The sequence below is a fragment of the Pseudooceanicola marinus genome (assembly GCF_002786295.1).
GTDB classification, from domain to species: Bacteria; Pseudomonadota; Alphaproteobacteria; order Rhodobacterales; family Rhodobacteraceae; genus Pseudooceanicola; species Pseudooceanicola marinus.
In genome coordinates, this window is the sequence record NZ_PGTC01000024.1 from 192494 (window position 1) to 215278 (window position 22785).

General features: G+C 69.0%; 20 protein-coding genes. 12 read left to right on the forward strand and 8 right to left on the reverse strand.

Features of this window, described 5'->3' with window-relative positions; all coding sequences use genetic code 11:
• Positions 1 to 17: 17 nt before the first annotated feature.
• Entirely contained in the window at positions 18 to 506 is a 489-nt protein-coding gene (gene rraA, locus CVM50_RS18685) for a ribonuclease E activity regulator RraA (RefSeq protein ID WP_157792233.1), read from the reverse strand.
• A 32-nt stretch (positions 507 to 538) separates the two neighbouring features.
• Between rraA and CVM50_RS18690 the strand changes: the two genes are divergently transcribed.
• A complete protein-coding gene (locus CVM50_RS18690) occupies positions 539 to 1300 on the forward strand; it encodes a sulfite exporter TauE/SafE family protein (RefSeq protein ID WP_085888879.1) in 762 nt (253 codons plus the stop codon).
• Here CVM50_RS18690 and CVM50_RS18695 read toward each other — a convergent pair.
• Positions 1297 to 2298: an Ldh family oxidoreductase gene (locus CVM50_RS18695; RefSeq protein WP_085888880.1), complete on the reverse strand. Its 1002-nt coding sequence runs from the start codon at positions 2296 to 2298 to the stop codon at positions 1297 to 1299. The two genes, CVM50_RS18690 and CVM50_RS18695, sit on opposite strands and share 4 nt — an antisense overlap.
• A 210-nt stretch (positions 2299 to 2508) precedes the next feature.
• Complete coding sequence (gene lhgO, locus CVM50_RS18700) at positions 2509 to 3702, reverse strand: L-2-hydroxyglutarate oxidase (protein ID WP_085888969.1); 1194 nt, start codon at positions 3700 to 3702, stop codon at positions 2509 to 2511.
• Between the two features lie 181 nt (positions 3703 to 3883).
• On the opposite strand from lhgO, the gene CVM50_RS18705 reads away from it, so the two are divergent.
• The 8 genes from CVM50_RS18705 to glnT all read left to right on the forward strand — a co-directional run bounded on the left by CVM50_RS18705 (position 3884) and on the right by glnT (position 12852).
• Complete coding sequence (locus tag CVM50_RS18705; RefSeq protein WP_085888881.1) at positions 3884 to 5038, forward strand: CaiB/BaiF CoA transferase family protein; 1155 nt, start codon at positions 3884 to 3886, stop codon at positions 5036 to 5038.
• A gap of 499 nt (positions 5039 to 5537) precedes the next feature.
• Complete coding sequence (gene folD / locus CVM50_RS18710) at positions 5538 to 6440, forward strand: bifunctional methylenetetrahydrofolate dehydrogenase/methenyltetrahydrofolate cyclohydrolase FolD (RefSeq protein WP_085888882.1); 903 nt, start codon at positions 5538 to 5540, stop codon at positions 6438 to 6440.
• 24 nt (positions 6441 to 6464) lie between these two features.
• The gene (gene purU / locus CVM50_RS18715; protein ID WP_085888883.1) at positions 6465 to 7349 is read left to right on the forward strand and encodes a formyltetrahydrofolate deformylase; all 885 of its coding nucleotides are present in this window, start codon (positions 6465 to 6467) and stop codon (positions 7347 to 7349) included.
• Positions 7350 to 7695: 346 nt separating this feature from the next.
• Positions 7696 to 8343, forward strand: a complete 648-nt coding sequence (locus tag CVM50_RS18720; RefSeq protein WP_085888884.1) for a helix-turn-helix domain-containing protein — start codon at positions 7696 to 7698, stop codon at positions 8341 to 8343.
• A gap of 150 nt (positions 8344 to 8493) precedes the next feature.
• Positions 8494 to 9378, forward strand: a complete 885-nt coding sequence (locus CVM50_RS18725; protein WP_085888885.1) for a class II glutamine amidotransferase — start codon at positions 8494 to 8496, stop codon at positions 9376 to 9378.
• Positions 9379 to 9381: 3 nt separating this feature from the next.
• The gene (locus CVM50_RS18730) at positions 9382 to 10065 is read left to right on the forward strand and encodes a GltB/FmdC/FwdC-like GXGXG domain-containing protein (RefSeq protein WP_085888886.1); all 684 of its coding nucleotides are present in this window, start codon (positions 9382 to 9384) and stop codon (positions 10063 to 10065) included.
• A gap of 10 nt (positions 10066 to 10075) precedes the next feature.
• On the forward strand, positions 10076 to 11401 hold the full coding sequence (locus CVM50_RS18735; protein WP_085888887.1) for an FMN-binding glutamate synthase family protein: 1326 nt from the start codon (positions 10076 to 10078) through the stop codon (positions 11399 to 11401).
• Between the two features lie 134 nt (positions 11402 to 11535).
• Positions 11536 to 12852, forward strand: a complete 1317-nt coding sequence (gene glnT, locus CVM50_RS18740) for a type III glutamate--ammonia ligase (protein ID WP_085888888.1) — start codon at positions 11536 to 11538, stop codon at positions 12850 to 12852.
• A 152-nt stretch (positions 12853 to 13004) separates the two neighbouring features.
• Here glnT and CVM50_RS18745 read toward each other — a convergent pair whose 3' ends face one another.
• Positions 13005 to 13841, reverse strand: coding sequence for a flagellar motor protein MotB (locus CVM50_RS18745; RefSeq protein WP_085888889.1), 837 nt, complete (start codon positions 13839 to 13841; stop codon positions 13005 to 13007).
• Positions 13842 to 14013: 172 nt separating this feature from the next.
• On the opposite strand from CVM50_RS18745, the gene CVM50_RS18750 reads away from it, so the two are divergent.
• From CVM50_RS18750 to CVM50_RS18760, 3 genes are read left to right on the forward strand one after another with little or no spacing between them, the layout of a single operon-like run.
• On the forward strand, positions 14014 to 14934 hold the full coding sequence (locus CVM50_RS18750) for an NAD-dependent epimerase/dehydratase family protein (RefSeq protein ID WP_085888890.1): 921 nt from the start codon (positions 14014 to 14016) through the stop codon (positions 14932 to 14934).
• Positions 14931 to 15653 carry a sugar transferase gene (locus tag CVM50_RS18755; protein ID WP_085888891.1) on the forward strand — a complete coding sequence of 241 codons (723 nt, stop codon included), beginning with the start codon at positions 14931 to 14933 and terminating at the stop codon, positions 15651 to 15653. Before CVM50_RS18750 ends, CVM50_RS18755 begins: the two co-directional genes overlap by 4 nt.
• Entirely contained in the window at positions 15650 to 17581 is a 1932-nt protein-coding gene (locus CVM50_RS18760; RefSeq protein WP_085888892.1) for a polysaccharide biosynthesis protein, read from the forward strand. The genes CVM50_RS18755 and CVM50_RS18760 overlap by 4 nt, the downstream gene beginning before the upstream one ends.
• Before the next feature lie 277 nt (positions 17582 to 17858).
• Here CVM50_RS18760 and CVM50_RS18765 read toward each other — a convergent pair whose 3' ends face one another.
• The 4 genes from CVM50_RS18765 to CVM50_RS18780 all read right to left on the reverse strand — a co-directional run bounded on the left by CVM50_RS18765 (position 17859) and on the right by CVM50_RS18780 (position 22783).
• Complete coding sequence (locus tag CVM50_RS18765; RefSeq protein WP_085888893.1) at positions 17859 to 18920, reverse strand: dipeptidase; 1062 nt, start codon at positions 18918 to 18920, stop codon at positions 17859 to 17861.
• Positions 18921 to 18985: 65 nt separating this feature from the next.
• The gene (locus CVM50_RS18770) at positions 18986 to 19555 is read right to left on the reverse strand and encodes a sarcosine oxidase subunit gamma (RefSeq protein ID WP_085888894.1); all 570 of its coding nucleotides are present in this window, start codon (positions 19553 to 19555) and stop codon (positions 18986 to 18988) included.
• Positions 19548 to 22511, reverse strand: coding sequence for a sarcosine oxidase subunit alpha family protein (locus CVM50_RS18775; RefSeq protein ID WP_085888895.1), 2964 nt, complete (start codon positions 22509 to 22511; stop codon positions 19548 to 19550). The genes CVM50_RS18770 and CVM50_RS18775 overlap by 8 nt, the downstream gene beginning before the upstream one ends.
• Complete coding sequence (locus CVM50_RS18780; RefSeq protein ID WP_085888896.1) at positions 22508 to 22783, reverse strand: sarcosine oxidase subunit delta; 276 nt, start codon at positions 22781 to 22783, stop codon at positions 22508 to 22510. Before CVM50_RS18780 ends, CVM50_RS18775 begins: the two co-directional genes overlap by 4 nt.
• Positions 22784 to 22785 lie beyond the last annotated feature (2 nt).

Genomic DNA, 22785 nt, shown 5'->3' on the forward strand with positions numbered 1-22785 from the left:
TGGCCGAAGGCCGACCCTTATCCGAAGGGGTGTTCGATCTCGGGCGGGAAGATCACCGTGCCATCCTCGTCATGGTAGAGGTAGCCATAGGGGTCGATCCGGGCGCCGCCGAGGTGCAGCCGCACGTCCACCTGCCCGTCGCCGCGCGACATGCAGTGGCGGGGGATATGGCCCAGGGCCAGCACCCCGATGTCCAACTCGCGGATCTCGGTCACGTCCTTCACCGCGCCCCAGATCACCAGCCCGGCCCAGCCGTTTTCCGCGAAGCGCCGGGTCAGCCGCCCGCCCAGAAGGGCCGCGTGCAGCGACCCCGCACCATCTACGACCAGCACCCGCCCGTCGCCCTCGCTGCGCGACAATTCCCGCAGCTTCGTATTGTCCTCGAAACACTTCAGCGTTTCGATCGGCCCTTGGAAACCGGTCCTTGCCCCGTAGGAGGTCAGGCCGTAGGGCAGGATCTCAATCGCATTGCCGTAATCTTCATGCAGGTCGCACGTCGTTTTCATCTGCACCAATTCCATAGGGAGAGCTGGGCCGCATGGAACGCCTCATAGAAGTGATTTTCAATGGATTGCCGGTGGAATCCGGGCTTCTCATGGCGGGTATGAGCCTCGCGTCTAGCTTCATCACCGCCTCCATGGGGATCGGCGGCGGGGTTCTGTTGCTGGCAGTGATGGCCAGCCTGTTTCCCCCACTGGCGCTGATCCCGGTGCACGGGGTGATCCAGCTGGGGTCCAACGCCTTCCGCGCCGTGCTGATGCTGGCCCATGCGCAATGGCGGGTGGTGGCGACCTTCGCCGCGGGCTCCGTCCTGGGGGTAGTCATCGGCGGGTCGGTGGCGGTGCGGCTGGAACCTGCGGTGGTGCAGATCGGCATCGGCGCCTTCGTCCTGTGGTCCGTCTTCCGCACCCCGCCCGCCTGGCTGGCGAAGGCCGGCGGGCTGACCGGGCTGGCGTCGTCCTTCCTGACGATGTTCTTCGGCGCCACCGGACCCTTCGTGGCCAATTACGTGAAATCGCTGACCCTGCCGCGACAGGCCCACGTCGGCACCCATGCGGTGCTGATGACGATCCAGCACAGCCTGAAAAGCCTGACCTTCGGCTTTCTCGGCTTCGCCTTCGGCCCCTGGGCCGGGTTCATCCTGCTGATGATCGCCATGGGGTTTCTTGGCACGGTGCTGGGCAAGCGGGTGCTGATGCGCCTGGACGACCGACAGTTCCGCCGGGCGCTGAACCTGGCCTTGGTGCTGATCTCGGCCCGGCTGATCTGGCGGGGCGCCAGCACCCTGCTGGCGGGTTAACGGGCCAGCCCGTCGATCTCCTCCAGCAGGGAGACATCGGCCGCGATGCCCGTCCTCGACAGCTCCGCCCGGATCTGCTGACGGCGGCGACCGGGCAGGCGCGCGCCCTCCATCTCCTCGATCTCGCGGGCCATGTCGGCAAAGCGCGTAGTGGCATGGGGGCCAAAGACGGTGGCGTCGATGGCCAGGATGACCTGGCCCACCCCCATCGGGTCCCCTTCCGCATCGAAGAAGGAATTGGCCTCATGGGCGTAAAGGGCGCCGGTCAGGCCTGCGGCCAGCATCTCCACCATGATCGCCAGCGCCGTGCCCTTGGCCTCGCCCATGGGCAGCATGGTGCCCTTCATCGCCGCATGGGCGTCGGTGGTGGGGTTGCCAGCGGCATCCAGCGCCCAGCCCTCGGGGATGTCCTCCCCGGTCTGGGTCGCGGCCATGATCTTGCCCTTGGCGACCTTCGACAGGGAGATATCGACGACCACCGGATCGCCGCCTGCGACGGGGGCGGCAAAGGCAATGGGATCGGTGCCGAAGAGCGGCTTGCGCCCGCCCCAGGGCGCCATGGCGGCGGGGGCATTGGCCATGAAGATCGCCAGGAAGCCTTGCTGGGCCAGCCGCTCCACCGGCAGGCCGGCGACGCCGCAATGATGCGAATTGTGCAGCCCGGCGATGGCTATGCCGTTGTCGCGCGCCATCTCGGGCAGCTGCTCCAGCGCCATGTCGAGGGCGGGATAGGCGAACCCGTCATGGGCATCGACCAGCAGGGCACCGGGGCGCGTGCGCTGGCTGGTCGGCTGCACCCGGCCCTTCACCTTCCCCGTCAGGACATGGCGCGCGTAGGTCGGCAGGCGGCGCAGCCCGTGGCCGTATTGCCCCGTCAGCTCCGCCCCCACCAGGGCCTCGGCCACCGGCACCGCATTGGCAGGATCGGTACCGCAGCGGGTCAGAGTGTCGACGACGAGGGCATGGGCCTCGGCGGGGGTCAGGGTGCGGCTGGTCATGGGAGAGGTCCGATCTGGAAACGTGGCGCCAATGGATCGCCTCGGCGCGGGACAGTCAAGCCGATGCCCCACGCCAGCCTATCGCCCTGCCGGGCGATGCCTCCGGCGGGGACATTTTCAGCATGGAGAAGTGCAAGGAGGGTGGCCCTCGAAAGCTCAAGGGGCAGCGCCCCCCTCACCCTCTACCTGTCGCGCCTCGCACGACGGGCCTCACTTGGGTCCGAGCAGCTTTTCCGCGATCAGATCCCCGATCGGCAGGGCGGAGGTCGCCGCCGGGCTGGGGGCGTTGCAGACATGAAGCATCCGGTCGGTGTCGAGGAACACGAAATCCTGGCTCATGCTGCCGTCCTTCAGGATCGCCTGGGCGCGGATGCCGCAGGGTTCGGGGGTCAGGTCCGACAGCTCCAGCGCCGGGCAGTAGCGGCGGCAGGTGTCCAGGTAGCGGCGGCGGAAGACCGAGTTGCCGAGCTCGGTCAGGCCCGGGCCGACATATTGCAGGATGGATTTCCAGAAGCCCGGGAAACTCAGCATCTGCAGCGCATCACGGGGGTTCACCGACCACTTGGGATAGCCCTCGCGCGCGAAGCCCAGCATGGCGTTCGGCCCCACGGTGACATAGCCGTCGATCATCGGCGTCAGGTGGGTGCCCAGGAAGGGCAGCCCCGGTTCCGGCACCGGGTAGATCATCGCGTGCACCACGTCGTTGCGGCGCGGCGCCAGGCGATAGTATTCGCCGCGGAAGGGCACGATCTGCAGCCCCGGGTCGATCCCCGCCATGCGCGCCACCCGGTCCGACTGCAACCCGGCGCAGGCCACCAGGCGGCGGGCGGTGATCACCTCGCCGCCGGTGTCGACTGTCACCTGATCGCCCGCCTCGGTGATCGCACGCGGCGCGGTCTCGAACCGGATCTCGGCGCCCTGGGCCTCGATCTCCGCCAGGATCACCTGCATCACTCTGGTGTAGTCCACGATGGCCGCCTCGGGCACATGGATGGCCTTCAGCCCCGTCACATTGGGTTCACGCGCCGCGATCTCGGCCCCGTCGATCAGCTCCGCCCGGATGCCGTTTTCGCCAGCCCGGTCGTACAGCGCGTCGAGGCGGGGGATCTCCTCTTCCCGGGTGGCGACGATCAGCTTGCCCCGATCCTCGTACGGCACCCCGTGCTGCTGGCACAGTTCCTTGGTGCGCGCCGCGCCCTCGCGGCAGAGCCGCGCCTTGAAGGAACCCGGCGCGTAATAGATGCCCGAATGGATCACGCCGGAATTGCGCCCGGTCTGGTGGCGGCCCAGCTCCGGCTCCTTCTCCAGCACCACCAGCGAGGCGCCGGGGGTCCGGGCCAGCAGCGCCCGCGCCGTCGCCAGCCCGACGATGCCGCCGCCGATGATGCAATAGTCGAAGATCATGTGCTGCCCCTCCACGGTGCACGCCCCCAGGGGGCGGTTCGCCCCGATGATGGCATCTGGCCCGCCGAAGCGCCAGAGCACCCGCCTTATGCGCCGGACGCATCATGCCATGACCAGAACTCGTTTCATCTCGGGGGCTTCGGCCGCTAGGTAGGGGGCAGGCATGACGAGAGGGAATGACATGACATCGGGAACAGGTGACGCGCCCCTGAAGGGGCTGAAGGTCGTGGAACTGGCGCGGATCCTGGCCGGGCCCTGGATCGGCCAGACCCTGGCCGACCTGGGCGCCGAAGTCATCAAGGTGGAAGCGCCCGAGGGCGACGATACCCGTCGCTGGGGCCCGCCCTTCATCACCCGCCCCGACGGTCGTGGCGGCGAGGAAACCGTGGCCGCCTATTTCCACGCCGCCAACCGGGGCAAGACCTCGATCACCTGCGATTTCGGCGACCCGACGCAGCTGGAGAAGCTGAAGGCGCTGATCGCCGAGGCGGACGTGGTGCTGGAGAACTTCAAGGTCGGTGGGCTGGCCAAGTTCGGGCTGGATTACGACAGCCTGAAGGATGCCAACCCGGGGCTGGTCTATGCCTCCGTCACCGGCTTCGGGCAGGATGGGCCGCGCGCCAAGCAGCCGGGCTATGACTTCCTGATCCAGGGCATGTGCGGGATCATGGACCTGACCGGCGACCCCGACGGCGAGCCGCAGAAGATCGGCGTGGCCTGGATCGACATCTTCACCGGGCTTTACGGTGTCATCGGCGTGCAGGCGGCCTTGGCCGAACGGGCGCGCTCGGGCAAGGGGCAGCACGTCGACCTCAGCCTGCTGGACGCGGGCGTGGGCGTTCTGGCCAACCAGGCGATGAACTTCCTGCTGGGCGGCCAGGTGCCGCACCGGCTGGGCAATGCGCATCCGTCGATCGTACCCTACCAGGTGTTTCCAGCCGCCGACGGCCATTTCATCGTCGCCTGTGGCAATGACCGGCAGTTCCGTGCGCTTTGCGGGATCCTCGGGCTGGAGCTGGCGGACGATCCCGCCTTCGCCACCAACGCCGCCCGCGTCGGCAACCGCGACCGGCTGGCCGAGCTGATTTCCGAAAAGACCCGCCTGCGCCCCAAGGCCGAGCTGATCGCGGCGATGGAGGCCGGCGGCGTGCCCGGCGGGCCGATCAACACGGTGGAGGAGGCCCTGGCAGACCGCCAGATCGTTGCCCGGGGCATGCAGATCGCCCCCGAGGGGCTGGCCGGGCTGCGCACCCCGGTGCAATTCTCCCGCTCCGACCTGGCGGTGGACAAGGCCGCGCCGGCGCTTGGCGACGGGGAATGGCGATTCTCCTCCTGATTTGTATACATTGATACCCTGAGGACGGGTCGCGCTGGCGCGTCCCGAACGGCGACCGGGCGCCCCGAGCTGGCCTATGGTGGAGGAAATTCACTATAGGAACGCGATTTCCACCAACTCCGGCGGTTTTCCCAACAAAACACGTGACCTCCCCCCTCGATGCAATGTATACACCGCATCAGAGGAGATCACCGACGCCCCCGGGCGCGGTGGAATGGAGGAAGCATGTCGATCCAGAGGCGACAGACCGCGGTGCAGGGCACCTGCGGCCCGACAACACACGCCCTGACGGTCCCGCGCCCCGGCGCAGGCGGCCCGTCCGCTTTCGGAACGCCGCGTTCCCGAAAGGAAACCAACCGCCCCATTTCGCCGCCTTTTTGCACGGAAGTGTCGCGCCCGGCCCTGCGCGCGGCTGTTTTCCCGGCAGAAGTTCCGGTACGGCGAGGACCGACCCAAACCGCCCGCCCGACGCGCCGCGGAACCCAAGGAGCCCGAACGGATGTCTGCGAAAATCATTGATGGCAAGGCCTTCGCCGCCGATGTGCGTGCCCGCGTGGCCGAGCAAGTCGCCACGCTGAAAGCCGATCACGGTATCACCCCCGGTCTGGCCGTCGTGCTGGTCGGCGAAGACCCCGCCTCTCAGGTCTATGTCCGCAACAAGGGCAAGCAGACCATCGAGGCCGGCATGAACTCCTACGAGCACAAGCTGGAGGATACCACGCCCGAGGCCGATCTGCTGGCCCTGGTCGAGAAACTGAACGCCGATCCAGCGGTGCACGGCATCCTGGTGCAGCTGCCGCTGCCGGACCACATCGACGAGGCCAAGGTGCTCGCCACCATCGACCCCGCCAAGGACGTCGACGGCTTCCACATCTCCAACGTCGGCCTGCTGGCGACGGGCCAGAAGGCCCTGGTGCCCTGCACGCCGCTTGGCTGCCTGATGATGCTGCGCGACCACCACGGCAGCCTGTCCGGGCTGAACGCCGTGGTCGTGGGCCGCTCGAACATCGTGGGCAAGCCGATGGCGCAACTGCTGCTGCGCGACAGCTGCACCGTGACCATCGCCCACTCGCGCACCAAGGACCTGGCCGAGGTCTGCCGCCGCGCCGACATCCTGGTCGCCGCCGTGGGCCGCCCGCAGATGCTGAGCGCCGATCACGTGAAGCCGGGCGCCACCGTCATCGACGTGGGCATCAACCGCATTCCCGCCCCGGAAAAGGGCGAGGGCAAGACGCGCCTGGTGGGCGACGTGGATTTCGACAGCGCGTCCGAGGTGGCCGGGGCCATCACCCCCGTGCCCGGCGGCGTCGGCCCGATGACCATCGCCTGCCTGCTGGCCAATACCCTGACGGCCTGCTGCCGCGCAGCCGGCCTGCCTGAACCCGAGGGCCTGACCGCCTGATCTTCTGACCCCAAGGACCATACCATGAGCGAATATACCCTCACCGTGACCTGCGAAACGCAGCGCGGCATCGTCGCCAAGATCTCGGGCTACCTGGCCGAGAAGGGCTGCAACATCACCGACCTGGCACAGTTCGACGACACCGAGACCGGCATGTTCTTCAGCCGCGTCACCTTCGTCAGCGAGGAAGGCACGGGCATCGACGAGCTGCGCGAGGGCTTCGGTCCGATCGCGGCAGACTTCGACATGGTGTGGAAATTCCACGATCCGTCCGAGCGGATGAAGGTCATCATCATGGTCTCGCGTTTCGGGCACTGCCTGAACGACCTGCTCTACCGCGTGCGCATCGGCGCCCTGCCGATCGACATCGTGGCGGTGATCTCCAACCACATGGATTACCAGAAGGTCGTGGTGAACCAGGACATCCCCTTCCACTGCATCAAGGTGACCAAGGAGAACAAGCCGCAGGCCGAGGCCGCCATCATGGACGTGGTGCGCGAAACCGGGGCCGAGCTGATCGTGCTGGCGCGCTACATGCAGATCCTCAGCGACGAGATGTGCCAGAAGATGTCGGGTCGGATCATCAACATCCACCACTCCTTCCTGCCGTCGTTCAAGGGCGCCAACCCCTACAAGCAGGCCTATGAGCGCGGGGTGAAGCTGATCGGCGCGACCTCTCACTACGTAACCGCCGACCTGGACGAGGGCCCGATCATCGAGCAGGACACGGTGCGCATCACCCATGCGCAGTCGCCGTCGGACTACGTGTCCCTGGGCCGTGACGTTGAAAGCCAGGTTCTGGCCCGCGCGATCCACGCGCATATCCACCACCGTGTCTTCCTGAACGGCAACAAGACCGTGGTCTTCCCGGCCTCTCCGGGGTCCTACGCCTCCGAGCGCATGGGCTGATCGCCTGCGGCGATCAAGACGGCGCCTTGGGCTCCGAAAGAAGAGGGCGGGGAATTTCCCCGCCCTTTTCATCTCCGGGCATGTCGCGTCGGCACCCGAGAGGGACGCACTAGAACAGAGGAACGCGCCCGACCCTGGGTGGGCGCCTCGGTTCCTTGCCGCTAAGGGCGCGCTTCAAAGCCCCTTCGTCGTTGCGGCTTTCCATGACATCGCCGATGCGCCCTCCCGGGGGGAGGGTCGGGCGCGGCCCGGGCTTGCAGCCCGTGCCAGGGCCCCGCATCGCGTGCCCACCTTTTCACCGGCGCCCCGTCATGCTCTCTTGTCCCTCACCAACGGAGAGCCCGACGTGACCGACACCCCCGACGAACCGGCCAAGCTGCGCCAGAACCCCCACGCCCTGCGCGAAACCCGCGAGAAGAACCTGGAGGTTGCCATCGGCCGCCAGGTCCGCGAGCTGCGCAAGCGGCAGCGGATGACCGGCAGCGACCTGGCCCAGGCGGCGGGCGTCTCGGTGGGCATGCTGTCGAAGATCGAGAACGGGGTGATCTCCCCCTCCCTCTCGACGATCCAGACCTTGGCCCACGCCCTGCGCGTGCCGCTGGTGCAGCTGTTTTCCGGCTACGAGGAGGCGCGCGGCTGCGTCCACACCAAGGCGGGCGAGGGCGCCGAGGTCGACCGCGAAGGCACACGCGCCGGGCATCAGTACAACCTGCTGGGCCATATCGGGTCGAACAACTCGGGCGTGGTGGTCGAACCTTACCTCATCACGCTGAACAACGAGAGCGACCGCTTCCCCGTCTTCCAGCACGAGGGGATCGAGATGCTCTACATGCTGGACGGGCTGCTGGATTACCGCCACGGCGACACCATGTACCGGCTGGAACCGGGCGATACGCTCCTGTTCGACTCGGATGCGCCGCATGGGCCGGAAGGGATGCTGGAATTCCCCATCCGCTACCTGTCGATCATCACCTACCCACAGCAGCAGAAGTGATCCTGCCCGGATTCTAGGCACCACGGCGAGCCCCTGCACGCCCGCCCGCAACATTTTCCCCTAAAGGGATTAATTTTCTTTACAGGAAATAACCTCTCCTCCTAGGAAAGGCATGACGGGGCACGGCCCCACTGCTGATGGAGTGAGAAGATGTGTGGCATCGTTGGCCTCTTCCTGAAGAAGGATGAGCTGCGCCCGCGCCTGGGCGACATGCTGACCGATATGCTGATCACCATGACCGACCGCGGCCCGGACAGTGCCGGGATCGCGATCTATGGGGATGCAGCGGATGGTCTGAAATTCACCGTGCAATCGGATGACCCCGCCGCCTTCGACGGGCTGGCCGAGGCGCTGGAAACCACCCTGGGCGTGAGCATTCCGGTGACGCTGAAGGACACCCACGCCGTGCTGCTGGTGCCCACCGAGAAGGAGGCCGCCGCCATCGAGGCGCTGGAGGCCCGGGACCTGCGCATCATGGGCATTGGCGAGGCGATGGAGATCTTCAAGGAGGTCGGCCTGCCGAAAGACGTGGCCGAGCGCTTCGGCCTGCGCGAGATGGGCGGCAGCCACGGCATCGGCCACACCCGCATGGCAACCGAGTCGGCCGTGACCACGCTGGGCGCGCACCCCTTCTCCACCGCCGAGGATCAGTGCCTGGTGCACAACGGCAGCCTGTCGAACCACAACGACATGCGCCGCCGGCTGGCCAAGAAGGGCGTCTTCACCAAGACCGAGAACGACACCGAGGTGGGCGCGGCCTATATCAGCTCGCGCATCGCCGAGGGCGCGACCCTGGGCGAGGCCCTGGAAGGCACGCTGAAGGATCTCGACGGGTTCTTCACCTTCGTCACCGGCACCAAGACCGGTTTCGGCGTGGTGCGAGATCCCATCGCCTGCAAGCCCGCCGTCATGGCCGAGACCGACGACTACGTCGCCTTCGCCAGCGAATACCGCGCCTTCGCCGACCTGCCGGGTATCGACACCGCCCGCGTCTGGGAACCCGAACCCGCCACCGTCTATTTCTGGGAGCGTTGAGCCATGCCCACCCTCGATATGTCGCAAGTCGAGCTGCGCGAGGTCAACCAGACCCTGCAAGGCGCCGCCGGTACCCAGATCGCCGAACCCTATGAAATCATCAACCCGCGCGGCAGCCATGCGGTCGCCTGCGGGCTGAACGGCCCGCTGACCGTCACCGTGAAAGGCTCCACCGGCTACTACTGCGCGGGCATGAACAAGGACGCCACCGTGCACGTCGAAGGCTCCGCCGGGCCGGGCGTGGCGGAAAACATGATGTCGGGCACCGTGGTCATCGACGGCGACGCCAGCCAGTACGCGGGCGCCACCGGCCATGGCGGGCTGCTGGTCATCAAGGGCAATGCGTCGAGCCGCTGCGGTATCTCGATGAAGGGGATCGACATCGTGGTACATGGCAACATCGGCCATATGTCCGCCTTCATGGCGCAGAAGGGCAACCTGGTGGTGCTGGGCGACGCGGGCGAGGCCCTGGGCGACAGCCTTTACGAGGCGCGCCTTTTCGTGCGCGGCTCCGTCAAATCCCTCGGCGCCGACTGCATCGAGAAGGAGATGCGCCCCGAGCATCTGAAGGTGCTGGCCAACCTGCTGGAGAAGGCCGGCGCCGACGCAAAGCCGGAAGAGTTCAAACGCTATGGCTCGGCCCGCAAGCTCTACAATTTCAACATCGACCACGCCGACGAGTATTGAGGAGCGCGACATGGACAAGACCCCACAGACCGACCCGCGCCAATCCTGGACCTTCTCCAAGGAGACCAATTCCGAGATCCGCCGCGCAGCCGCGACCGGCATCTACGACATCCGCGGCGGCGGCGCGAAACGCCGCGTGCCGCATTTCGACGACCTGCTGTTCCTCGGCGCCTCGATCAGCCGCTACCCGCTGGAAGGCTACCGCGAGAAATGCGGCACCGACGTCGTGCTGGGCACCCGGTTCGCCAAGAAACCGATCGAGCTGAAGATTCCGATCACCATCGCCGGCATGTCCTTCGGCTCCCTCTCCGCCAATGCGAAAGAGGCCCTGGGTCGGGGCGCGACCATGGCGGGTACCTCCACCACCACCGGCGATGGCGGCATGACCGAGGAAGAGCGCGGGCATAGCGAGAAGCTGGTCTATCAGTACCTGCCCTCGCGCTACGGAATGAACCCCGACGACCTGCGCCGCGCGGACGCCATAGAGGTGGTCGTGGGCCAGGGCGCCAAGCCCGGCGGCGGCGGCATGTTGCTGGGTCAGAAGATCACCGAGCGGGTCGCCGGGATGCGCGACCTGCCCGTGGGCATCGACCAGCGTTCCGCCTGTCGCCACCCCGACTGGACCGGGCCGGATGACCTTGAGATCAAAATCCTGGAGCTGCGCGAGATCACCAACTGGGAAAAGCCGATCTACATCAAGGTCGGCGGCGCGCGCCCCTATTACGACACGGCGCTTGCGGTGAAGGCGGGCGCGGACGTGATCGTGCTGGACGGCATGCAGGGCGGCACGGCGGCGACGCAGGACGTCTTCATCGAACACGTGGGCCAGCCGACGCTCGCCTGCATCCGCCCCGCCGTGCAGGCGCTGCAGGATCTGGGCCTGCACCGCGAGGTGCAGCTGGTCGTCTCGGGCGGCATCCGCACCGGCGCCGACGTGGCCAAGGCGCTGGCGCTTGGCGCCGATGCGGTTTCCATCGGCACCGCCGCGCTGGTGGCCCTGGGCGACAACGATCCCAAGTGGGAGGCCGAGTACAACAAGCTGGGCACCACCGCTGGCGCCTATGACGACTGGCACGAGGGCCGCGACCCCGCCGGCATCACCACCCAGGACCCCGAGCTGATGGCGCGGCTGGATCCGGAGGCCGCCGGGCGGCGCCTGCGGAACTACCTGAACGTCATGACGCTGGAGGCCCAGACCCTCGCCCGCGCCTGCGGCAAGAGCCATGTGCACAATCTTGAACCGGAAGACCTCTGTGCCCTGACGATGGAGGCCGCCGCCATGGCGCAGGTGCCCCTGGCCGGGACAAACTGGTGGCCGGGCAAACCCGGGTTCTGAGACAGCGGCGGGGAGCGATCCCCGCCGTTCGCCCTTGGCGGCACGGCAGGCGCTGAGCGGGCCGACAACATGAGACGAATGGATCGACAGACGGGGCGCCAGACCCCCGCGACACGACAGGGAAAGGACACGCTATGACCGACCTCACCGCCTTCGCGAAGGCCAATGGCGTCAAGTATTTCATGATCTCCTACACCGACCTCTTCGGCGGGCAGCGGGCGAAACTGGTGCCCGCCGCCGCCATCGCCGACATGACCGAGGACGGCGCCGGTTTCGCGGGTTTCGCCACCTGGCTGGACCTGACGCCAGCCCATCCCGACATGCTGGCCGTGCCGGACCCGACCACGGTGATCCAGCTGCCCTGGAAGCCCGAGGTCGCGTGGGTCGCCGCCAACTGCGTCATGGAAGGCGAGGACGTCGCCCAGGCGCCGCGCAACGTGCTGCGGGGCCTGGTGGCCGAGGCCGCCAAGGAAGGCCTGCGCGTCAAGACCGGGATCGAGGCCGAGTTCTTCCTGCTGACCCCCGAAGGCGACGTGATCTCCGACCCCTTCGATACCGCCGAGAAGCCCTGCTACGACCAGCAGGCGGTGATGCGCCGCTATGACGTGATCAGCGAGATCTGCGATTACATGCTGGATCTGGGCTGGGGCCCCTACCAGAACGACCACGAGGACGCGAACGGCCAGTTCGAGATGAACTGGGCGTTCGACGACGCCCTTGTCACCGCCGACCGGCATTCCTTCTTCAAGTTCATGGTCAAATCGGTGGCCGAAAAGCACGGCTTCCGCGCCACCTTCATGCCGAAACCCATCGAGGGGCTGACCGGCAACGGCTGCCACGCCCATATCTCGGTCTGGGATCTGGAGGGCAAGGAGAACGCCTTTGCAGGCGATGCCGGGGGTCAGATCGGCGAGGTCGGCCTCAGCGAGCGCGGCGGGTACTTCCTGGGCGGCATCATGAAACATGCCGAGGCTCTGGCGGCGCTGACCAACCCCACGGTGAACAGCTACAAACGGATCAACGCGCCGCGCACCATGTCCGGGGCCACCTGGGCGCCCAACACCGTCACCTGGACCGGCAACAACCGCACCCACATGGTGCGCGTCCCCGGCCCCGGCCGGTTCGAGCTGCGTCTGCCCGATGGCGCCGCCAACCCCTACCTGTTGCAGGCGGTGATCATCGCCGCGGGCCTCTCGGGCATCCGGTCCAAGGCCGATCCGGGGCAACGCCACGACATCGACATGTACGCCGAAGGCCACAAGATCACCGATGCGCCGAAGCTGCCGCTGAACCTGCTGGATGCCATCCGCGCCTTCGAGGCGGATGACGAGTTGCAGGCGATGCTGGGCACCGACTTCTCTGCCTCCTATGCCAAGATGAAGCATCAGGAATGGAACAGTTTCGTGTCCCACTTCTCCCGCTGGGAGAAGGACAACACGCTGGATATCTGAGGGACCTCTCCCCGTTGGCCGCAAGATCCGGCCGGCGACTGGCCCGGGGTGTCCCCGGGCCTTTTTTGTTACGGTTTCACTACGTCTTCCGTGGTTGCCCCCAGACAGGGCAGGACCTGTGCACGATCCAGCCCGGGGCCGCCCCGGCCCCGTCAGCCGTCGTCGCGCAACAGGATGATCTCCAGCCGGTCATTGCGGGCGGCCATCGGGTTGCGGTCGGCCAACTCGCGATCCGCATGGCCGGTGACCCGCGACACGCGGTTGCCCGACAGGCCCTGCTGCAGCATCAGCTTGCGCATCTCCTGCGCACGCAGGGTCGAGAGCTCCCACACCGGGTTCTCGTTCAGGACCACGGGACGGGCGTGCACATGCCCCTCCATCGCCATTTCATTGGTCACCAGCGAGGTCACCCGCACCAGCATCGCCGCCATCTCCTCCAGCAGGGCCGTCGGTTCCGCGGTTTCTCCCTCGAAGAGCGGCACGTCCTCGGTCTCGAAGAGCTCGATCACCAGCCCCTCGTCGGTGACGCGCGTCACGATATGGCGCAGCATTTCGGGGTGCACGTCGCTTTCGCCGCTCTGGCCGCGCAGGATCTTCTCAATCTCCTCCAGCTGGCGCTGCTGTTCGCTCTCCGCCTCTTCTTCGGCTTCCCGGCCCGAGGCCTTGTCCTCCGGCGTGGGGTTCAGCGACGTGGCGCCAGTGCCGACCTGCGGCAGGGCCATCTCGGAAAAGGTGCTTTCGCCGCCGAAGGCGCCGTCGCCCCCGCCGGAGACCCGGTTCAACGGAATCGTCGGGCTGAAGTAATCCGCGATCCCCTTGCGTTGCTTTTCCGTCGTCGCGTTCAACAGCCACATCAGCAGGAAGAAGGCCATCATGGCCGTGACGAAATCGGCATAGGCCACTTTCCAGGCGCCGCCGTGATGTCCGTCACCGCCGCCCTTCTTCACCTTCTTGATGATGATCGGCTGGGCGTTGCTCGGCCCACTCATCCTTACCACCTCTGTTCTCACCCGGGATCAGGCTACCCCCCAGCCCTTGCTGCGGCCTTAACACCTTCAATTGTCCCCATTTGCTCCGGATGACCGCGGGCGTCGGGGCTGCGGGAACCGATCCTTAACCCTGCTTCGCCAAGGATGGGCGCGCATCGGACGGAGGACGAGGGTGACAGTCGATCTGCTGGTTCTGGGAGGCTCGGGGCGCGTGGGCCGACTGCTGCGCGGCGCGCTGGCCCGCTCCGATGCGCTGCGCGCAGAGCTGGCGCCCCCGGGCCGGACGCCGCGCCTCATGTGGCAGTGCCGCCGCGGGCCAACAGGGGCGGATATCATGAAATGGCAGCCGGGCGCGGCCCTGCCGGAGGGGTTGCGCGCGCGCGCGATCCTGGCGCTCTGGGGCGTGACCGAGGGGCCTGCGACGGCGCTGGCGCAGAACGCCACCCTGGCGCGCGCGGCGCTGCATCTGGCGCAACGGATCGGCGCCGACCGAGTCCTGCATGCCTCCAGCGGAGCCGTACATGCCGGGCTGACGGGCGCCCCCGCGCAGGAAGAGGCACCGCTGGCACCGCTTGGCCCCTACGGCACCGCCAAGGCGGAGATGGAACGCGTCGTGGCGGCCTGGCACGCCCGCCGCGCCACGACGGGCCACACCCCAGGCGACACAGGCCCGCGCAGCCTGATCCTGCGTCTGGGCAACATCGCCGGAGCCGACAGCCTGTCGCGCGCCCTGGTGCGTCCCGGACCGATCACGCTGGACCGTTTCGGCGGGTCCGGCGGCACCGCCGGCGGCCCCCGTCGCGCCTACCTCGGTATCGAGGATCTGGCCCGCGCCCTGGGCGCCCTGTTGCGCCTGCCCGGCGGCGCGATGCCAACGCATCTGAACCTCGCCGGTCCGGCCCCCGTCGCTATGGAGGCGTTGGCCCGCGCCGCCGGGCGCGAGGTGCTCTGGCGCCCCGCCCCGGCGGCCGCGCTGCCGGTGCTGGCGCTAAACACGACGCGCCTCTCCGCACTTGCGGGCGGCCCGTTGCACGGCAGCGCCGACCCTGGCGCCCTGCTGGCCCAATGGCACAGAGCGGAGGCCGGCGCATGATCCCCGGCGTGCATAGCCCGCCTCGGACGAAGGCCTCCCTACTCTCCCGCGCCCGCCCCCGTGGCGAAACGCAGGCCTCTCCGGCCCGGCCCGCGCCGCTGCCGCCGGGACGACGGGCGCTGGACATATCGGTGACCCTGCTGGCGGCGTTCTGCCTCTGGCCCCTTCTGCTGGCCCTGGCCCTGCTGATCCGGTTGCGCGACGGCGCACCTGTCCTCTACCCGGCGGAACGGATGTACGCGCCCGGTCGGCCCTTCATCCTGTGGAAATTCCGCACCATGTCCCCCGACCCCGCTGACCATGGTGTCACCGGCGGCGACAAGGCCGGACGGATCACGCCGCTTGGCCGCCACCTGCGCCGATGGCGGCTGGATGAGCTGCCCCAGCTGTGGAACCTGCTGCGCGGCGACATCACCCTGATCGGCCCCCGCCCGCCCCTGCGCAGCCATGTCGCCGCCCGGCCCGCGCTCTTTGCCCGCGTCCTGCGAAGCCGCCCCGGGCTGACCGGGCTTGCGACGCTGCGCTGGCACGCCCGAGAGGCGGCGCTGCTGCGCCCCTGTCGCAACGCCGCCGAAACCGAACGGGTCTACCTGGCAAGCTGCCTGCCCGCCAAGGCGCGGCTGGACCTGTGGTATGCGCGCCACCGTAACCTCAGCCTCGACCTCTGGATCCTGACCCGCACCCTCTGGCCCCGCCGCAGACGGCAGAGGCGGCGATGACGGCGCGCCCCGGCCCCTGGTGCCGGCTGGCCCGCCACCTGACCGGTCTGGGCCCGCGCGCCAAGGCAGTGATCCTGCTGGCGCTGGACGGTGCCGCCGCGGCTCTCGCCTGGGCTGCCTGCCTTCTTGCCTGGCCCGGGGCGGGCGACCCGGCGCTGCTGCTGGCGCTTCCGGTACTGGCGGGCACGGGCAGCGTCGTGCTCGGCCTCCACCGCGGGAAACTGCAGGCCTACCCGCTGCAAGGCCTGCCCCGCAGCCTGGCGCTGGCGGCCGCACTGGCCGGATTGGTCGCCCTGTGGCAGGGACTGACACCCGCGACCCGTAGCACCACAGCGGTGGTCGCGCCCTTCGGCCCGACCTTGGGACTGGCCTCCCTCTTCGTTACCCTGACGATCATCGGTCGGCTGATCCTGCTGCGCCTTGCCCTGATGGCCCACGGGACCGCGCGCGCGCCGGACAGCCTGCTGATCTGGGGCGCCGGGCGGGCCGGACAGCAACTGGCGGCCGCCTTGGCGGGCGATCACCACCACCGCTGCCTCGGCTTTCTCGACGATGACCCGCGCAAGCAGGGACAGCGGCTGGCCGGGCTGCCGGTCCATGCCCCGGCCCGCGCGGCGGATCTGTTGGCCCGGCACGGCCCTGCCCGGATCATCCTGGCTCTGCCCCGCACCACCTGGGCCCAGGCGAGGGGTCGACTGGCCGGCCTGCCCTGCGAGGTGCAGACCCTGCCCGGCTTCGCGGCCCACCTCTGGGGCGGCGCAGCCGGGCCGCCGGACCCGCCGGACCTGCTCGGACGCGCCCGCCTGGACCGGCACCTGCCGGAGGTGCGCGACAGCTATGCCGGGCGGCGCATCCTGGTGACCGGCGCCGGCGGCTCGATCGGATCGGAACTGGCCCGACAGCTGCTGCGCTGCGGTCCCGCGCGGCTGGTGCTGCTCGATCACGGGGAACTGGCCCTCTACAACATCGCAACGGAGCTGGAGGCAGCGGGTCAGGGCCTGATCCGCCCCGTCCTGGGATCGGTCTGCGATGGCGCCGCGGTCGAGGCGCTGCTGACGTCAGAGCGTATCGACACCCTCTTTCACGCCGCCGCCCTGAAACACGTCCCCCTGGTCGAGGCGCATCCGCTGGCGGGAATCCGCACCAACGTCCTGGGCACCCAGGCGCTGGCCGAGGCGGCGCAGCGGGCGGGCGTGGGCCGGGTGCTGCTGATCTCGACCGACAAGGCCGTGCGCCCGGCCTCGGTGATGGGCGCCAGCAAACGGTTGGCCGAAGAGGTGGTGCAGGACCTGGCAGAGCGCAGCGGCGCCACCTGCTTCGCCATGGTGCGCTTCGGCAACGTGCTGGGCTCCTCGGGGTCCGTCGTGCCCCGCTTCGCCGCGCAGATCGCGGCTGGCGGGCCGGTGACGGTGACCGATCCCCGCATGACCCGCTACTTCATGACCTGCACCGAGGCGGTGCGGCTGACCCTGCTGGCCGGGGCCTGGGCGCGCGGCGGCGATCTCTTCGTACTGGACATGGGCGCGCCGCAACGGATCCTGGACCTCGCCTGCCGCATGATCCGCGGCGCCGGTCATGTGCCGCGCCTGCCCCCGGAGGTAGCTGCGCCAGATCCGCTCGCGGTCCCCGGGACAGAATCGCCGGGCGCGGGCGCGGAGGAGATCGAGGTGCGCTTCACCGGCCTGCGCCCCGGAGAGAAGCTGACCGAGGATCTGCTGATCGGGCATCAGCTCCACCCCACGCCACATCCGCGCATCCTGCGCGCCCGCGAGGGTCACCTGTCGCAGATCGAGGTGGCTGCGGCCCTGGCAGAGCTGCGGCGCTGCCTGGAGGCACGCGACGACACCGCCGCCGTCGCCGCCCTGCACCGATGGGTCGCGCGCGGCCAGCAGCCCCGTCGCGCCGCAAGCGGAGAGGAGCGCGGCTAACCTGCGGACACCTGCCCGGGGCACCCCCGTCCCGCTCTGCCCCGACCGGGGACGCCCTGGGCCACCCGGCTGACCCATCCAGCGCGATCCCTTCATCAGTCGGCAGAACGGCGACGGCCCCGAATGGTCTTCACGCCATGCCCTTCACGTGCAGGCAAGCAGGGCGCGGCGCGGTGTCGGCTCTGAGCGGCACCCGCCATCGGCCCCCTTTCGGAGCCAGTGTCCGGCGCCGCCAAGAGCGGGGGCGGCCATCGTCTCCTTGCCGGGAATATCCCCCTCAGTCCTTCCAGGTGCGCCGCAGGACCGCCATCCAGTTGCGGTGACAGAGCTTCTCCATCAGCGCCGAGTCGATCCCATGGTCCCGCATCGCCGCGCGCAGGGCCGGCAGGCCGGCGCAGTCGCCGATGGCCTGCGGCACGATCGCCCCGTCGAAATCAGAGCCGAAGCCGACACGATCCTCGCCCAGGATGCCGATCAGGTGGTCGAGGTGGCGCAGCAGCATGTCCAGCGCAGTGTCCGCCGTCATCTGCCCGTCGGGCCGCAAGAACCCGGTGGCCAGGTTGATCCCCACCATGCCGTCGCTGTCGGCGATCATCCGCAGCTGCTCGTCCGTCAGGTTGCGCGCATGCGGACAGACGGCGGCGGCGTTGGAATGGGTGGCCACCAGGGGCGCGTCGCTGATTGCGGCCACGTCCCTCACGCCAGCCGCGTTCAGATGCGACAGGTCGATCAGGATCCCCAGGCGGTTGCATTCGGCCACCAGGCGCCGCCCGGCCTCGGTCAGCCCGCCGCCGATGTCGGGATCGGACGGATAGCGGAAGGGGACGCCTTCGGCGAAAATCGTCGGCCGCGACCAGACCGGCCCGAGGGACCGCAGGCCCAGGGCGTGAAAGCCCTCCAGCTCGGCAATCTCCGGCCCGATCGCCTCGGCCCCCTCGATATGCAGCACGGCGGCCATCTCGGGCCCGTCCAGTGCAGTTTCCAGCGTGTCGACATCCGTGCAGATGCGAATGACCCCGGCAGCCTCCAGCGCGCGGGCGGCGGCGAAGCCCTGATCGGTCATCTCGGCGGCATAAGGGTGCTTCAGCGGCGGCGGCAGCGGTATGTCGTAGCTGGGTTTCGCCAGGTCCTCCATCGACATGCCATACTCCGGCGGGCTGGGCACGAAGATGGCAAAGAACCCGCCCGCCAGGCCACCGGCCCGGGCGCGCGGCAGGTCGATATGGCCGCTGTCCAGCCCGTCGCGCACCTGCGCAGCCGTCACCTTGCCGGTGATCAGCCGCAGGATCAGGTCGTTATGGCCGTCGAAGATGCCCGGCTGGCGGTCACTGTCATGCATGATCTGACTTCCCTGAAGACACAGCCTAGACAGAACCGCCTAGGGCCGCGTCTGTCCAGAGCGGATCAGACTGTCGCGACGGGAACCTGGCGCGACGCCGTTTCGCTCAGCAGGTGCCAGAGGCTGCCCGCGGCCGAGCGCGGGGCCAGCACCGCCAGATGATCCTCGCCGCGGCGGATGACGATGCAGCCCAGGTGATGCAGCAGCGTCCGGGTGGCATGGCCCGGGGCGACCTGATCGGGCGACAGATTCACCAACCGCTCCAGCAGGGCGCGAATCGGGGCGGCGCCCGCGTCCGAGGTGACCTCGACACAGATCCAGCCATCGGACTGCTCGGTCAGCCGGGCACCCGGCGCACTGCGGATTGCATCGCGCAGCCGTTCGGCATGGTCGGGCACATCGGTCTCGATCATCCACTGGCCCGGCCCGGTCCAGAAGGCCGCCGCCCCCTGCCCCTGCGACCACAGCCCCGGCCCCGGCAGGTGCAAGCCCAGAGGATGCGGCGCCGGCGTGCCCGGGCGCGTAGCCACGGCGATCAGCATCAGGGCCGTGTTCTCGGTCAGGGTCAGGGCGCCATGGGTGGCGCGGGCGGGGTCGGGGGTGCCCAGGGGCCCCATGGGGATCAGGTCAGTCACGCAGTCGCCCTCCTTCGGGATCGACGAAATGAGCCGGGACGACACGGGCGGGAATGTCCTGTCCTTCCAGCGGGTTGGCACAGCGGATCACCTCGCCCAGGCGCTGATCGCCCCGATCGAGGAAGCCGAGCGCGATGTAGCTCTCCACGTGGGGCGAGTAGCAGGCGGAGGTGATCCAGCCCTCGTCCGTCGCCAGCCCCTGCGCCACGCCCTCGGCAAAGAGATGGGCGCCCGCGGGCAGTTTCCCGGCCGGGTCCACGGGCTGCAGGCCGACCAGGCGGCGGCTGTCGCCCGCCAGCCCCTCGCGCCGCGACATCACCGCGCCGATCGCGTCCTTCTTGGCCGAGACCATCCGCCCCAGCCCCAGCATCGCCGCCGTGGTCTGGCCGTTCAGCTCGGCCCCCGCCGCATGGCCCTTCTCGATCCGCAGCACCGCCAGCGCCTCGGTCCCGTAGGGGGTCACGCCCAGATCGGCGCCGCGTTCCATCAGCCGCTCCATCAGGGCATGACCATAGCGGGCCGGCACCGCCAGCTCATAGGCCAGCTCCCCCGAGAAGGAGATCCGGAAGAGCCGCGCGGGCAACCCGCCGCAGACCGTCAGCGCGGCACAGGCCATGAAGGGGAAGGCGTCGTTCGACAGGTCGACCCCGTCTACCACCCGCTCCAGCAGGGCGCGCGATTTCGGCCCCGCCACGGCGATCTGCGCCCAGGCGTCGGTGGTGGAAATCAGGGTCACATCCAGCTCGGGCCAGAGGCACTGGCGCGCGAACTCCATCCTCTGGAAGACCAGGCCGGCGTTGCCGGTGGTCGTCGTCACAACGTAATGCCCGTCGCCCAGGCAGGCGCAGGTGCCGTCGTCGTAAACGAAGCCATCCTCGCGCAGCATCAGCCCATAGCGGACGCGCCCCGGTTTCAGAGTGCTGATCGTGTTGGCATAGATCCGGTCGAGGAAGGTGGCCGCATCCGGCCCCTGCACGTCGATCTTGCCCAGGGTGGTCACGTCGCACAGGCCCACGGCGGAGCGCACGGCCCGCGCCTCCCGGTCCACGCTTTGCCGCCAGTGGGTTTCGCCGGACTGCGCGTACCATTGGGCGCGCATCCATTGACCGACCTCGACGAAGGTGGCGCCGTTGGCCTCGGCCCAGTGGTGCGTCGGCGTCAGGCGGCGGGGGCGGAAGTTGGCGCCGGTGTCGCCGCCGCCCAGCACCGACAGGGCCACAGGGGTATAGGGCGGGCGGAAGACGGTGGTGCCCGTACGGGCGATGCCATTGCCCGTCAGCTCCGCCATCACCGCCAGGGCCGTCACGTTGGAGGTCTTGCCCTGGTCGGTCGCCATGCCCAGCGTGGTCCAGCGCTTCATGTGCTCGACCGAGCGCATGTTCTCCTGGTGCGACAGCTTGATGTCCTTGACCGTCACGTCGTTCTGCAGATCGACCCAGGCGCGGCGCTTGCCCGGCACATGCCAGAGCGCGGCAATGGCCGAAGGTTCCTCCTCCGCCTGCGGCAAGGCGGGGGCGGTGGCCGTGCGATCCAGCTGCGCCAGCGCGGTCTGCGCGGCGCGGCGCCCGTCCGCCAGGGCGGCGATGGTGCTGCCGTGGCCACAGGCGGCCCCGGCCGGGATCAGACCGGCGGGGCCGTCGGGGCCGGGCAGGAAGGTCAGCCGTTCGCGATCCCAGACCGGACGCCCGCGGTGGTGCGAGGCCAGTTGCACATTAGGGTTCCAGCCGCCCGCGACGCCCAGCACCCCGCAGGGGATCCAGCTGTCGCGACCATCGGCGGTGCGGATCTGCACCCGTCGCAGCCCGTGGCGCCCCTTGGTGCCGGTCACCATGGCGCCGGCGTGGGTGGTGTACTCGCCCAGGCTGCGCGCGCCGCTGCGGCTGTCGACCACGCCCGCCAGGGGCACGCCGCGGGCCAGCAGGGACTGGGCGGTGCGATGGCCGTCATCGTTGTTGGTGAAGATCAGCACCGGATCCGTGGCCCGCGCCTGCGGGGTCACCCCCCAGCGGTTGGCATAGGCGCGTAAGGAACCAGACAACAGCACCCCGGGGCGGTCGTTGTCGGCAAAGGGGATATGCCGTTCCGTCGCGCCGGTCGCCATGATCGCGCGCTTCGCGGTGATCCGCCACAGGGTCTGACGCACGCGGGTCCCGGGTGTGGGCAGGTGGTCCGACACCCGTTCGACCGCGCCGTAGATGCCGTGATCGTAGACGCCGAAGACCGTGGTGCGCGGCATCAGCCGGACGTTGGGCAGCGCGGCCAGCTCGTCCAGCACCTGGGCCACCCATTGGGTCGCGGGCGCGCCATCCAGAAGCCCGCCTTCGGCCAGCAGGCGCCCGCCCATGCGCGCGTCCTCGTCGGCCAGAACCACCTCGGCCCCGGCCCGCGCTGCGGTCAGCGCGGCCATCAGCCCGGCCGCGCCCGCGCCGATCACCAGCAGGTCGGGGTGCAGGTAGCCCCGGTCATAGCTGTCGGGATCAGCCTGCATCGACAGCTTGCCCAGACCGGCGGCGCGGCGGATCGCAGGTTCGTACAGCTTTTCCCAGAAGGCGCGCGGCCACATGAAGGTCTTGTAGTAGAACCCCGCCGAGAGGAAGGGCGCCGCCAGGTCGTTCACCGCCATCAGGTCGTGTTTCAAGCCCCCGACGTGGTTCTGACTGCCGGCCTCCAGCCCGTCGAACAGCTCCACCATGGTGGCGCGGGTGTTGGGTTCGGCACGCGCCCCGCTGCGCAGGGTGACCAGCGCGTTCGGCTCTTCGGACCCGGCAGAGAAGATGCCGCGCGGGCGGTGGTACTTGAAGCTGCGCCCGACCAGCTGCACGCCATTGGCCATCAGGGCGGAGGCGAGCGTGTCACCGGCGAAACCCTGGTAGGGCCGCCCGTCGAAGGTGAAGGACAGCGGGCGGTTACGGTCGATCAGCGCGTCGCGGCTTTGCGAGAGGTCCAGGCGGCTCATGCGGTCCCTCCCAGCTTCACGTCGCGGGCCAGCTCGGCGCCCAGGATCTCATGGGTCAGGGTGTTGCGGGTGACCACCAGCCAGGAGCGGTCGCCCTGTTCGTGGAACCACAGCTCGCGGTGCACACTCGCCGGGTTGTCGCGCAGGTAGACGTAATCGGCGAAGGCCGCTTCGCCCGCCGCCGGGTCGGGGCGGTTCAGAAGGGCGGCATCGCCGAGATAGGTGAACTCCTGCGCGTCTCGCAGGCCCAGAAGGGGATGGGGGATCAGCATCG

Excerpts from the sequence above, each read along its gene's own strand:
- rraA (WP_157792233.1), bottom strand. The coding sequence starts at position 506 with ATGAAAACGACGTGCGACCTGCATGAAGATTACGGCAATGCGATTGAG.
- CVM50_RS18690 (WP_085888879.1), top strand. The coding sequence starts at position 539 with ATGGAACGCCTCATAGAAGTGATTTTCAATGGATTGCCGGTGGAATCC.
- CVM50_RS18695 (WP_085888880.1), bottom strand. The coding sequence starts at position 2,298 with ATGACCAGCCGCACCCTGACCCCCGCCGAGGCCCATGCCCTCGTCGTC.
- lhgO (WP_085888969.1), bottom strand. The coding sequence starts at position 3,702 with ATGATCTTCGACTATTGCATCATCGGCGGCGGCATCGTCGGGCTGGCG.
- CVM50_RS18705 (WP_085888881.1), top strand. The coding sequence starts at position 3,884 with ATGACATCGGGAACAGGTGACGCGCCCCTGAAGGGGCTGAAGGTCGTG.
- folD (WP_085888882.1), top strand. The coding sequence starts at position 5,538 with ATGTCTGCGAAAATCATTGATGGCAAGGCCTTCGCCGCCGATGTGCGT.
- purU (WP_085888883.1), top strand. The coding sequence starts at position 6,465 with ATGAGCGAATATACCCTCACCGTGACCTGCGAAACGCAGCGCGGCATC.
- CVM50_RS18725 (WP_085888885.1), top strand. The coding sequence starts at position 8,494 with ATGTGTGGCATCGTTGGCCTCTTCCTGAAGAAGGATGAGCTGCGCCCG.
- CVM50_RS18730 (WP_085888886.1), top strand. The coding sequence starts at position 9,382 with ATGCCCACCCTCGATATGTCGCAAGTCGAGCTGCGCGAGGTCAACCAG.
- CVM50_RS18735 (WP_085888887.1), top strand. The coding sequence starts at position 10,076 with ATGGACAAGACCCCACAGACCGACCCGCGCCAATCCTGGACCTTCTCC.
- glnT (WP_085888888.1), top strand. The coding sequence starts at position 11,536 with ATGACCGACCTCACCGCCTTCGCGAAGGCCAATGGCGTCAAGTATTTC.
- CVM50_RS18745 (WP_085888889.1), bottom strand. The coding sequence starts at position 13,841 with ATGAGTGGGCCGAGCAACGCCCAGCCGATCATCATCAAGAAGGTGAAG.
- CVM50_RS18755 (WP_085888891.1), top strand. The coding sequence starts at position 14,931 with ATGATCCCCGGCGTGCATAGCCCGCCTCGGACGAAGGCCTCCCTACTC.
- CVM50_RS18760 (WP_085888892.1), top strand. The coding sequence starts at position 15,650 with ATGACGGCGCGCCCCGGCCCCTGGTGCCGGCTGGCCCGCCACCTGACC.
- CVM50_RS18765 (WP_085888893.1), bottom strand. The coding sequence starts at position 18,920 with ATGCATGACAGTGACCGCCAGCCGGGCATCTTCGACGGCCATAACGAC.
- CVM50_RS18775 (WP_085888895.1), bottom strand. The coding sequence starts at position 22,511 with ATGAGCCGCCTGGACCTCTCGCAAAGCCGCGACGCGCTGATCGACCGT.
- CVM50_RS18780 (WP_085888896.1), bottom strand. The coding sequence starts at position 22,783 with ATGCTGATCCCCCATCCCCTTCTGGGCCTGCGAGACGCGCAGGAGTTC.